Source organism: Streptomyces sp. UW30 (assembly GCF_008042075.1).
In the GTDB taxonomy this organism is placed as follows: Bacteria; Actinomycetota; Actinomycetes; order Streptomycetales; family Streptomycetaceae; genus Streptomyces.
Genome location: NZ_RDBN01000041.1, coordinates 8472 through 19291, shown reverse-complemented (window position 1 = coordinate 19291; position 10820 = coordinate 8472). Strand labels below are relative to the sequence as shown.

Annotated in this window: 12 protein-coding genes; 6 read left to right on the top strand and 6 right to left on the bottom strand. The window is 70.9% G+C overall.

What is annotated here, in order from left to right:
- On the bottom strand, window positions 1–792 hold a 792-nt coding region (locus EAO75_RS30175; protein WP_147998314.1), incomplete at its 3' end, for an MHYT domain-containing protein.
- Between the two features lie 278 nt (window positions 793–1070).
- Here EAO75_RS30175 and EAO75_RS30170 point away from each other — a divergent pair.
- The 3 genes from EAO75_RS30170 to EAO75_RS30160 all read left to right on the top strand — a co-directional run bounded on the left by EAO75_RS30170 (window position 1071) and on the right by EAO75_RS30160 (window position 3993).
- A complete protein-coding gene (locus tag EAO75_RS30170; RefSeq protein ID WP_147998313.1) occupies window positions 1071–1940 on the top strand; it encodes a glycerophosphodiester phosphodiesterase in 870 nt (289 codons plus the stop codon).
- Window positions 1941–2001: 61 nt separating this feature from the next.
- Complete coding sequence (locus tag EAO75_RS30165) at window positions 2002–2556, top strand: methylated-DNA--[protein]-cysteine S-methyltransferase (protein ID WP_147998312.1); 555 nt, start codon at window positions 2002–2004, stop codon at window positions 2554–2556.
- Between the two features lie 150 nt (window positions 2557–2706).
- Complete coding sequence (locus EAO75_RS30160) at window positions 2707–3993, top strand: MFS transporter (protein ID WP_147998311.1); 1287 nt, start codon at window positions 2707–2709, stop codon at window positions 3991–3993.
- Between the two features lie 238 nt (window positions 3994–4231).
- Here the strand turns inward: EAO75_RS30160 and EAO75_RS30155 are convergent, their stop codons facing one another.
- Window positions 4232–4660 carry a VOC family protein gene (locus EAO75_RS30155; RefSeq protein WP_147998310.1) on the bottom strand — a complete coding sequence of 143 codons (429 nt, stop codon included), beginning with the start codon at window positions 4658–4660 and terminating at the stop codon, window positions 4232–4234.
- Between the two features lie 100 nt (window positions 4661–4760).
- On the opposite strand from EAO75_RS30155, the gene EAO75_RS30150 reads away from it, so the two are divergent.
- Window positions 4761–5669, top strand: coding sequence for a pseudouridine-5'-phosphate glycosidase (locus EAO75_RS30150; RefSeq protein WP_147998309.1), 909 nt, complete (start codon window positions 4761–4763; stop codon window positions 5667–5669).
- A 41-nt stretch (window positions 5670–5710) separates the two neighbouring features.
- Window positions 5711–6622: a carbohydrate kinase family protein gene (locus EAO75_RS30145; RefSeq protein WP_261989488.1), complete on the top strand. Its 912-nt coding sequence runs from the start codon at window positions 5711–5713 to the stop codon at window positions 6620–6622.
- Between the two features lie 40 nt (window positions 6623–6662).
- On the opposite strand, the gene EAO75_RS30140 is transcribed toward EAO75_RS30145, so the two are convergent.
- On the bottom strand, window positions 6663–7457 hold the full coding sequence (locus tag EAO75_RS30140; RefSeq protein ID WP_147998308.1) for a methyltransferase domain-containing protein: 795 nt from the start codon (window positions 7455–7457) through the stop codon (window positions 6663–6665).
- Between the two features lie 388 nt (window positions 7458–7845).
- Between EAO75_RS30140 and EAO75_RS30135 the strand changes: the two genes are divergently transcribed.
- Window positions 7846–8973 carry a magnesium and cobalt transport protein CorA gene (locus EAO75_RS30135; RefSeq protein ID WP_147998307.1) on the top strand — a complete coding sequence of 376 codons (1128 nt, stop codon included), beginning with the start codon at window positions 7846–7848 and terminating at the stop codon, window positions 8971–8973.
- A gap of 136 nt (window positions 8974–9109) precedes the next feature.
- Here EAO75_RS30135 and EAO75_RS30130 read toward each other — a convergent pair whose 3' ends face one another.
- The 3 genes from EAO75_RS30130 to EAO75_RS30120 all read right to left on the bottom strand — a co-directional run bounded on the left by EAO75_RS30130 (window position 9110) and on the right by EAO75_RS30120 (window position 10792).
- Window positions 9110–9547 carry a CBS domain-containing protein gene (locus tag EAO75_RS30130; RefSeq protein ID WP_147998306.1) on the bottom strand — a complete coding sequence of 146 codons (438 nt, stop codon included), beginning with the start codon at window positions 9545–9547 and terminating at the stop codon, window positions 9110–9112.
- A gap of 134 nt (window positions 9548–9681) precedes the next feature.
- On the bottom strand, window positions 9682–10095 hold the full coding sequence (locus EAO75_RS30125) for a PPOX class F420-dependent oxidoreductase (protein ID WP_147998305.1): 414 nt from the start codon (window positions 10093–10095) through the stop codon (window positions 9682–9684).
- Window positions 10096–10150: 55 nt separating this feature from the next.
- Window positions 10151–10792 carry a uridine kinase gene (locus tag EAO75_RS30120; RefSeq protein ID WP_187284639.1) on the bottom strand — a complete coding sequence of 214 codons (642 nt, stop codon included), beginning with the start codon at window positions 10790–10792 and terminating at the stop codon, window positions 10151–10153.
- Window positions 10793–10820: the final 28 nt, after the last annotated feature.

The window sequence follows — 10820 nt, the reverse complement described above, 5'->3', positions numbered from 1 at the left end:
GTGCGGGACGGTGGCGTGGGCCGGGACGCCCGGCTTGTGCTCGACGGGGCCCCCGGCGGGCACCCCCATGACCATCTTCGGGTCGAACAGCACGACGGCGCCGGCTAGGAGCAGGAACGCGAGCGGGCCGACCAGCATCGGCGCGAGCAGGGAGGCGGGCGAGTCGCCTACGGAGGGGGCTCCCGTGCCGTGGAGATGGACGCTGAGAGCGGCCATTCCGGTGTAGTGCATGCCGCTGACGGCGAGGCCCATGACGAGGCTCGCGCCCACGCTCCACAGCAGTCCTCTGACCTGTCCGGCGGCCCACAGCGCGGCGGTGGCCGCCCCCATCGCTATGACGACGGAGACGGCCACGGTGAACGTGTTGTACTCCAGCTTGCCGTTGAGCCGCATGCCGGCCATGCCCAGATAGTGCATGGAGGCTATGCCGAGGCCGGTGATGGTGCCGCCCGTGAACAGGGCCGCTCCGCTGGCACCCCGGTAGCCGACTATGAAGATCCCGACACCCACCATGACGATGGCGACGGCGAGGCTCGCGAACGTCATCGCCTTGTCGTAGTGGATGGGCGTCCCCTTGACGGTGAACCCCATCATCGCGACGAAGTGCATCGTCCATATCCCGGAGCCGATGGCCGCCGAACCCAAGGCGAGCCAGCCCTGGCGCCAGGAGCGCGAGACGAGCATCGATCTGGTGGTGCAGCGCAGGCCGAGCGCGCCGCCGAGGCAGGCCATGAGGTAGGCCACCAGCGGTGTGACGAGTCCGTAGCTGAATCCGTCGATCGTGCCCTGCATACGCAGCTGCCCTTCCCGCCCTCTTACGTCCCGGAACCCCGTGAAATACGCCCCCTCCCAGGACCGCCCGAGCGGTCAGGGTTGAGGCAGAGGGTAACGCCCACCGCAATGGTCGAACGATTTTCCGGCAAAGAAACACGGCCTCGCCCCAGTTGTGCCGCACAGGTGAGCGGGCCCGGGCAACTCCATTCAATCTGTGGCCATTCTGCACTCCTCCGTCGTTGACCCTCTGCTGTCACAGTTGAGCTGTTCGTGATCGTCCGACGCGAGGAGTACGCATGCACGCGCGCGCTGTAGCCGCCACGGCGACCGCACTCCTGGGATCCGCAGCTCTGCTCGTTCCCACCCCCGACGCCCGGGCCGGTGCGGCCCAGCCCGAGATCATCGCCCATCGGGGTGCCTCCGCCTATGCCCCCGAGAACACGCTGGCCGCCGTCGACAAGGCCGCCGAGCTGGGTGTCAGCTGGGTCGAGAACGACGTCCAGCGCACCAGGGACGGCGAGCTGGTCGTCGTCCACGACGACAACCTCAAGCGCACCACGGACGCGGAGGAGGTCTTCCCCGACCGCGCACCTTGGAAGGTGAAGGACTTCACGGCCGCCGAGATCGCCCGCCTGGACGCGGGCAGCTGGTTCGGCCCCGCGTACGCGGACGCGCGCGTGCCGACGCTGAAGCAGTTCGTCGACCGCGTGGAGCTGCATCACCAGAAGCTGCTCCTGGAGATCAAGAACCCCGAGCTGTACCCGGGCATCGAGCAGGAGACCCTCAAGGTCCTGGACAACGAGGGCTGGCTGGACCGGCCCCACCTGGCCGACCGGCTGATCGTGCAGAGCTTCGGCGCCGGCAGCGTGCGCACCGTTCATGAGCTGAGGCCGGATGTGAAGACCGGTTTCCTGGGGACGCCGTCCGTGGCGGACCTGGATCGGTACGCGGCCTTCGCCGACCAGATCAACCCCTCGTACGCCTCCGTCTCCATGGGCTACGTCGCCGCCGTCCACGCGGTCGTCGGACCGCACGGCAGGCCGCTGGAGGTCTTCGTCTGGACCGTGAACGACGCGAACACCGCCCGGCTGGTCGCCGGGTACGGCGTCGACGGCATCATCACGAACACCCCCGACGTCGTGCGGGACGCCCTGCCCGCGAAGTGAGGCCCGCTCGGCGCCACCCGCTCCCGGGGGCGTTGTCAGTGGTGGGTCGTACGGTGGGCGCATGGACAGCCATGGGCAGTACGAGCAGCAGGTCGGGTGGGCCGTCGTCGGCACCGACATCGGTCCGCTGATGCTGGCCGCGACCCACGACGGCCTGGTCTGCGTCGTGTTCCACGCCACGCAGAAGGTGCGCGAGACGACGCTCGACCGACTGGCGTCCCGGCTGGGTGCCGAGCCGGTCGAGGCGCCCGGCTCCCCACTGCTGGCCGAGGCGATACGCCAGGTGAAGGAGTACTTCGCCGGTGCCCGGCGCGACTTCGAGCTGCCGTTGGACTGGTCGCTGAGCTCCGGCTTCAACCGGCAGGTGCTGCGCGAGCTGGCCTCCGGTGTCCCGTACGGCACGGTCGTCGGGTACGGCGATCTGGCCGGGCGGGTCGGGCAGCCGGGCGCGGCCCAGGCGGTGGGCATGGCGATGGGCGCCAATCCACTGCCGGTCGTCGTGCCCTGTCACCGGGTCGTGGAGAGCGACGGCGGCATCGGCGGGTTCGGGGGCGGTCTCGAGACCAAGCGGAAGCTGCTCGCGTTGGAGGGGGTACTGCCGGAGCCGCTGTTCTGAGGGCGCCCCGGTCTTTCACGGGGTGGGCAGGCGGGAGAAGAGGGGGGAGACTGCGCCTGTGACGACACCTTTCACCCACATGTACGCGGCCGGTCCGATGTGTTGTCCCCGGCCGGCGGGTCGCAGGCGCCGCACCACCCGGCGTGCGTCGTGACCGCCGTCGAGCGGCAGGTGGTCGTATCGGTCACGCCCGACCGGCTGCCGGCGCTGCGGCGCCGTATCCAGGCCGTGCTGATCACGACGCAGATCCTGGGCGGACTGGGTGTCGCCACCGGTATCGCGCTCGCGGCCGTCCTGGCCAAGGAGGTCAGCGGCACCGAGTCGCTGTCCGGGCTCGCGCCCACCGCCACCGTCGCCGGGACCGCGGTGCTGTCGTTGCCGCTGGCCGCGCTGATGACCGCGCGGGGCCGTCGTCCAGGGCTCGTGCTGGCGTATCTCATCGGTGCCGTGGGCGCCGCCGTCACCGTGGTCGCGGCCCGCGTCGGGAGCTTTCCGCTGCTGCTGTGCGGAATGGCCGCGTTCGGAGCGGCGTCGTCGGCGAATCTCCAGGCGCGCTTCGCGGCGGCGGATCTGGCCGAGCCGGAGCGGCGAGCACGGGCGATCTCGCTCGTCGTGTGGGCGACCACCATCGGCGCTGTCCTCGGCCCGAACATAGCCGCGCCCGCCGGTCGCAGTGTCACGGGCCTCGGGATACCGGCGACGGCGGGTCCGTTCCTGTGGGCGGCCGGGATCTTCCTGATATCCGCGCTCGTGGTGGCCGTACTGCTGCGGCCCGACCCACTGCTGACGGCGCGTGCGCTGGCACCGGCCGAGGAAGGGTCGCCCGCGGCCCGCTCGCTGCGCGCCGGGGTGGCTGCCGTGGCCGCCTCGCCGCGGGCGCGGCTCGCGGTGGTGACGGTCGCCGTGGTGCACACGGCGATGGTCTCGGTGATGTCGATGACCCCGGTCGACCTGGCGCACCACGGCGCCGGGATCGATCTGATCGGGCTGGTCATCAGCGGGCACATCGCGGGCATGTACGCGTTCGCACCGCTCATGGGGCGGCTGTCGGACCGGCTGGGGCGGTTGTCCGGGATCGGGCTCGCCGTGGGGCTGCTGGCGTGTGCGGTGTTCCTCGCCGGTACGGCGGGCGGCAGTCACAGACAGACGGCCGTCGGACTCTTCGTGCTGGGGCTCGGCTGGTCGGCGGGGCTCGTCTCCGGTTCGGCGCTGCTCACGGACTCCGTGCCGCAGCCGGCGCGTGCCGCCGCGCAGGGACTGTCGGACCTGGTCATGAACGCGTCCGCAGGCGTCGGCGGAGCGGTCGCGGGGCTCGTGGTCGCCAAGGCGAGCTACGGCTGGCTGAATCTCGCCGCCGCGTGCCTGCTGCTCCCGCTGGCGGCGTTGGCGCTGCTCACGCGGGGCAGGCGGGCGGAGGGCGTTCCCGCGGGCGACTGACGCGGAGTCCGGCTCGCTCCGGGGCGGCGCGGGCAGCATGTGGAACGGCAGACACGCGTTGAACGGCAGGCACGCGAGGGCGCGAGCCGCACGTACGTGCTGAATCCGCATGGGGCGCTGGACAGCGTACGGCCGGTCTGACGCCTGCGACGCGGGGCACAGCCGGTCTGACGTCTTCGACGCGGTGCCATGTCTGGAAGGGGGGCCACGCGTGCATGGCCCCCCCTTCCAGGTCCGCCTAGTCGTAGTGGCGGGCCTCGAAGACGTTGCCGTCGGGGTCGCGGAAGTAGAAGCTGCGCTTGGCCTTGCCGCGGGCGCCGAAGGAGTCCTGGGAGATGTCCGACACCGGCGCGGCGCGCTCCTCCAAGCGGGCGCGCAGGGCGTCGAAGTCGTCGCCGGGCAGCGCCAGGCAGACGTGGTTGACCGGGTGCCCGGAGCTCTCGGTGGCGCCCGGCAGCATCTTCATGCGTTCCGCCATGGTGAGCGGCATGAGGTCGAGGATGGTCTCCTCGTTGAGACGTACGGAGGGGAACGGAGCCGCCCCCGCGGCGAACTCCGAAAGCCTGACCGGCTCCATGCCGACCGCCTTCTCGAAGAAGTCGGCCGACGCCACCGGGTCACGTACCCAGAGGACGACATGGTCGAGACGTGCAGTGTTGTCCATCATGCAGCCAAGGCTGGTGTCGTCCGCCACAGCCTGCAAGGGGTTTGATCGGGCGTGGCGCCCGCCAGAGATGAGGGAGTACCGACGGACAGGAGGCAGGCGCGTGGTGCTGATGGTGTCGGAAGAGGTACGGGAAGCGATCGACGCGCGTCGACCCGTGGTGGCCCTGGAGTCCACGATCATCGCGCACGGGCTGCCGCGCCCGCGCAATCTTCAGGTGGCGCTGGAGCTGGAGGACGTCGTACGGCGGGAGGGCGCCGTTCCGGCGACGATCGCCGTGCTCGACGGGCGGCCCCATGTCGGCCTGGACAAGGACCAGCTGGAGCGGATCGCGAACGAGGACGGGATCCGCAAGCTGGGGCACCGGGATCTGCCACTCGCGGTGGCCGCCGGGGCGAGCGGGGCGACCACGGTGTCGGCGACGGCGCTGCTGGCGGCCCTCGCGGGCGTAAGGGTGTTCGCGACGGGTGGGCTGGGCGGTGTGCACCGGCAGTGGACGGTGACGCAGGACGAGTCGGCCGACCTGGGACTGCTCACGCGGACACGGATCACCGTGGTGTGCGCCGGGGTGAAGTCGATCCTCGATGTCCCGGCGACTCTGCAGCGGCTGGAGACGCTGGGCGTCGCGGTGGCCGGCTATCGCACCGAGCGCTTCCCCGGCTTCTACCTCTCCGACTCGGGGCACCCGGTGGACTGGACGCTCCAGGCACCGGAGGAGGTGGCCGCGGTGATGCGCGCTCAGGACGCCCTCGACGGGCCCGAGTCGGCGCTGATCGTCGCCAATCCGGTGCCGGAGGCGGAGCAGTTGGATCCCGAGCTGCACGCGCGCGTGCTCGCCGACGCGCTGCACGCGTGCGAGGAGCAGGGCGTCACCGGCCAGGCGGTCACGCCGTTCCTGCTGGACTACCTCGTACGGCACACGGACGGTGCCTCGCTGAGCGCCAACCTCGCGGCGGTACGCGGCAACGTACGGCTGGCGGGGCGGATCGCGGCGGCCTGGGCCGGGGCGTGAGCGCAACGTTGCCCGACGGATCGGGAAGCGGAGCGGGCACCTTGGGCACTCGTGACGGCGCGCTGCTGGTCGTGGGGGATGTGGTGACGGACGTCATCGCCCGGCACCAGGGGCCGCTCGCCTCGGGGACGGACACGGCCGCGGCCATCCGGACGGTGCCGGGCGGCGCGGGCGCCAATGTGGCCTGCTGGGCCGCGCATCGGGGCTGTGGTGAGGTGCGGCTGCTGGGGCGGGTGGGCGCGGAGGCCGCCGAGTGGCACGAGCGGGAGCTGACCGCGAGCGGGGTGGAGCCCTGTCTCGTCGTCGATCCCGAGGCGCCGACCGGGACGGTGATCTGCCTGGTCGACGCGGGTGCCGACGCCGAGCGGACGTTCCTCACCGACAGCGGCGCGTCCCTGCGACTGGAGCCGGGCGACTGGTCGGACGCGCTCCTCGACGGCGTCGGATGGCTGCATCTGTCGGGCTACTTGCTGTTCTCCGCGCCGAGCCGCGCGCTGGTGACGGTGGCTCTCGCGTCCGCACGCGCGCGTGGCGTGCCGGTGAGCCTGGATCCGGCGTCGGCGGGGTTCCTCGTGGAGCTGGGCGTCGACCGTTTCCTGACGCTGGTGGAGGGTGTGGACGTCCTGCTGCCGAGCCGTGACGAGGCGTGCCTGCTCACGGGGTTGCCGGACGCGGCGGACGCGGCGGCCAAGTTGAGTCGCCATGTTCCGCTGGTGGTCGCCAAGCAGGGCGCGGACGGCGCACTGGTGGCCCGGTCGGGCGCGGTCAGTGCCCACGTCCCCGCCGTGCCGACCGCGCCGAGGGACACCACCGGAGCGGGTGACGCCTTCACCGGTGCCTTCCTCGCCGCCCTGCTCGCCGGCGCCGGGCCGCAGGAGGCGGCTCTGGAAGGGTGCCGGGCGGGGGCGCTGGCCGTGGAACGGGTGGGCGGGAGGCCGCCGGAGACCGGGTGAGGTCGCCGACGTACCGAGGGCTGGTTCGCTGGGCTGCCGGCTACGGCTTGCGTCCCCATGCCGAGATCAGCGGTGCCGTTGCCAGATCCAACGTGCCGGAGGCCACGTTCGCGAGGTGGCGGTCGATGTCGTCGTCCGTGGCGATGCCCGCCGCGACCAGTTGCTCGCGGATCTGGCGGACGGTGGCGGACTCCAGGGCGGCGCAGGCGGGCGACGTCACCGGGAAGTACGCGTCGGCCGTCACCTGGCGCAGGCCGGCTTCGCGGAGGATGCGCGGGAGCCTGCGGCCGTAGGAGAGGTCGGCGCCGCGGTCGGCGAGGAGCTTGCGGAAGCCGTGGCGCAGTCGGTTGGCCAGCTGCTGCTCGGGGCCGTACTCGTCGGGGCAGATGAGGGGCTGGAGGGCGGGGTCGGCGTCCTCGACCAGGAGCCGGCCGCCGGGGCGCAGGGACTCGATCATCGAGCGCAACGCCCTTTCCCGGTCCGGCACATGGACGAGGACGAGCCGGGCATGCACGAGGTCGAACCCCTCCCCCGGCGCTTCCTCGGCGCTCACGTCGTGGACGCGGACCTCCACCGGTGGCCGGGCGGCGGAGGCGAGGTGCGAGGTGTCGATGTCGGTCGCGACCACCTTTCCGGTGGGGCCGACCTTCTTGGCCATCCAGGACACCACCGACGTGCCGCCTGCGCCGACCTCCCAGCAGCGCCAGCCGGGTCCGATGCCGAATCCTTCGAGGTGCCGGAAGGTGATGGGGTCGAAGAGGGTGGCGAAGGCGTCGAAACGTTCGCCCGCCTCGGTCTGCCGGTTGTCGAGGAGATATCCGTCGTTTCGCGTCATGCCGCGATCATCCCAGTTGCCCCGCTCGTCTTGAGCGGGCGACGCGGCGCCTACGACGAGATGGCGGACGTCCAGGACACGTGGGGGCGGCTCGGACCGGCGGGAGGCCGTGCCTGGTCCGGCGGGAGGCCGCGCGCCCGGACGGGAGGCTGCGGTCACGTGGGCGGGAAGCTGCGTCACGTGAGCGTGAAGCTGCCGTCACATGAGCGGAGCGCTGCATCCAGCCCGGCTGAGGTTGCGTCCTACCTGGGTGAGCCGGTTGTCCACAGGCGGGAACAAAGCGGAATCGGTGATTCCCACAGGCTTACCCGTCACTCACCACCGGCTGGCAAACTGGCACGCCAAGGCGCAGAGATGCGGCGCGAGGGATCCACGCAAGGAGATCCAGATGTCCATGGCAGGGAATCTGCGAAAGGTCACGGGCCTCGACAAGGTCGGCGGCCTCCGCAAGGTGGCACGGCTGGCTCGACGGCGCCCGCGCGTCGACCTCAGCCACCCCGCCAGGTCCCCGCTGGGCTCCTCCGTGGTGAACTGCGTGGCGTACCGGGACGGCGCGCGGGTCCCGGAGAGCGGTGATCTGGTCGACGTCGTGCAAAGAGTGCGCAAGCGCGGCGGCGGATTCGTCTGGCTCGGCCTCCACGAGCCGACGGACCAGGAGTTCGCGGGCATCGCCGAGCTCTTCGACCTGCACCCGCTGGCGGTCGAGGACGCGGTCGAGGCACATCAGCGGCCGAAGCTGGAGCGGTACGACGAGACGCTGTTCGCGGTGTTCAAGACCGTCTGCTACGTCGAGCACGAGCAGCTGACGGCGACCAGCGAGGTGGTGAACACCGGCGAGATCATGGTGTTCGTCGGCCGGGACTTCGTCATCACGGTGCGCCACGGACGCCATGGCTCTCTGGGGCCGTTGCGCGAGGAGTTGGAGTCGAACCCCGAGCAGCTCGCCAAGGGACCGGCGGCAGTGCTGCACGCCGTCGCGGACCACGTCGTCGACGACTATCTGAGCGTCACCGACTCGGTGCAGGAGGACATCGACGAGGTTGAGACAGACGTGTTCGCGGAGAACGGGGCACGGGCCGACCCGGGGCGGATCTACCAGCTCAAGCGGGAGTTGCTGGAGCTGAAGCGGGCCGTGGTTCCGCTGAGCCGGCCGCTGGAGGAACTGGCCACGGGGCCGCTCCGGGCGGTCGAGCCGGAGATACAGGCCTACTTCCGCGATGTCTCCGACCATCTGCTGCGGGCCAAGGAGCAGATATTCGCCTTCGACGAGTTGCTCAACTCGATCCTCCAGGCCCACCTGGCACAGGTCACCGTCGCGCAGAACGAGGACATGCGGAAGATCACCGCCTGGGCCGCGATCATCGCCATCCCCACGATGGTGTGCGGGGTTTACGGCATGAACTTCGACTACATGCCGGAGTTGCGCTGGACGTTCGGTTATCCGCTGGTCATCGGAGTGATATCCGTCGCGTGTGTGGTGCTGTACCGCGGTTTCCGACGCAACGGGTGGCTCTGACGCGCCCGGCCGATGCCCACATCGAGACGTCCTCGCCCGGCACGACCGGCCGGACGAGGACAGCCCGTGAGGTGAGCGGATCTTCGCCTAGTCAGGGCGTCGACAGGTCAGCGCATCGGGTCAGTGCGTCACCGAGTCAACGCGCCCTCGGCGCCGCGCTCATCGCATAGACGCTCTCGGCCCAGTGGCCGATCTCGTCCTCCGACAGGCTCCGGGCCAGATCGGCCTCGCTGATCATGCCGACCAGGCGCTTGTTCTCGATGACAGGGAGGCGGCGGATCTGATGATCCTTCATCTCCCGTAGCACGTCGCTGATGTCGGCGCTCGCGTCGATCCAGCGCGGGGTGCCCTGGGCCATCTCGCCGGCGGTGACCTTGCTCGGGTCGTGGCCCATGGCCACGCAGCCGATGACGATGTCGCGGTCGGTGAGGATGCCGCAGAGCCGTTCGTTCTCGTCGCTGATGGGCAGGGCTCCCACACCCAGCTCACGCATCAGCTGGGCGGCGCGGTCCAGGGTCTCGTGGGCCGGGATCCACTGGGCGCCGCGGTGCATGATGTCTCCGGCAGTGGTCATGGGCTACCTCCCGATGCCGGACGGCCGGCGCGGCGCCGGACGCACCGCTAGTCCCGGCGCCCTTCATTCTCGCCGTGGCGTCCGGCCCTTGCACCCGGAACCGAGCGGTACCGGCCATCGGCGGCGGGCGGCGATCAGGCCGAGAAGCGCACGAGTTTCCGCGGGAAGACGCGGATGATCACGCGGGTCTGGTCGTCCTTCTCGGCCGGTGGGTCGATGCCGAGGTACTTGTGCGAGAGCTCGAACGGAAGCCGCTTGGCCTCGTCCGGGACGATCTCGGCGATGCCGCGGATCTCGATGGAGGAGTAGGGGTTGGCGAGGTCGTAGACCGAGACGCTGACGCGGGGGTCGCGGCGGAGGTTGCGCACCTTCTGCCGGGTGTCGATGGAGGAGAAGAGCACGGTGTCGCCCTCGCGCTTGATCCAGACCACCGAGTTCTGGGGAGCGCCGTCGGGGCCGAGGGTGGCCACGCTGGCGAAGTTCCTGCCGTCCAGCAGGGTGCGGACGGTGTCGTCGAAGGAGATCGGATCACTCGTGGAGGTCGTCATGGCACCAGCGTATTTAAATGCACGTGCATGCAGAAGCGGTTTACCGGATCACGCCTCAACCGCTCCACGCCGGATGCCGCGGGTCGTCGGCACGCACCAGTACGTCGGCGGTGCCGGCCGGGTCGGTCTCCTGGCCGTAGCGCTCGTAGGCGGGGAGGGTCCAGTGCTCGGCCTCGGGGGTGCGGCGGCGTAGGGCACCGGGCGAGAGGAGGACATGGACGGTCAGATCGAACGGAAACCAGTGACGCAGCAGGAGGGGGCCGTGCAGCAACAGGAAGCCGCCGGGCGGGAGTTGGACGTGACGGCTGCGGGTGGCTCGGTCGGTGACCGGGTCCCACAGGTCGGGCAGGACGCGGCCGTCGCCACCGGCTTCGAGGGGGCCGAAGACCTCGCGCCACAGGGCGCCGGTGTCGACCCAGCCGTCGTAATAGGCCTCGACGTCCCGGTGGCCGTATTCCAGGCGGACGGAAGCGGGGCGCAGGAAGCCTTCCGCGCCGACGGTGAGCGAGGGGCGGCCGCGTATGCGCAGCGCCTCGCCGACCCGCTCGGCGAGGTCGCCGGGACGGGCCGCCGGGGCACCGTCGAAGGCGACGCGCGGCCAAGGGCTGCCGTCGGCCGGCTTCAGATCGAGCAGTCGCTCGGCCAGCTGTTCGCCGAGCCGGTCCCAGGTGATCGCTTCCAGTCGCACACGGCCCATCATGCGACAGGGGGTGGGTGGGGTGCGT

Coding starts and splice junctions, on each gene's coding strand:
- EAO75_RS30170 (WP_147998313.1), top strand. CDS start 1,071: ATGCACGCGCGCGCTGTAGCCGCCACGGCGACCGCACTCCTGGGATCC.
- EAO75_RS30165 (WP_147998312.1), top strand. CDS start 2,002: ATGGACAGCCATGGGCAGTACGAGCAGCAGGTCGGGTGGGCCGTCGTC.
- EAO75_RS30155 (WP_147998310.1), bottom strand. CDS start 4,660: ATGATGGACAACACTGCACGTCTCGACCATGTCGTCCTCTGGGTACGT.
- EAO75_RS30140 (WP_147998308.1), bottom strand. CDS start 7,457: ATGACGCGAAACGACGGATATCTCCTCGACAACCGGCAGACCGAGGCG.
- EAO75_RS30135 (WP_147998307.1), top strand. CDS start 7,846: ATGTCCATGGCAGGGAATCTGCGAAAGGTCACGGGCCTCGACAAGGTC.
- EAO75_RS30130 (WP_147998306.1), bottom strand. CDS start 9,547: ATGACCACTGCCGGAGACATCATGCACCGCGGCGCCCAGTGGATCCCG.
- EAO75_RS30125 (WP_147998305.1), bottom strand. CDS start 10,095: ATGACGACCTCCACGAGTGATCCGATCTCCTTCGACGACACCGTCCGC.
- EAO75_RS30120 (WP_187284639.1), bottom strand. CDS start 10,792: ATGGGCCGTGTGCGACTGGAAGCGATCACCTGGGACCGGCTCGGCGAA.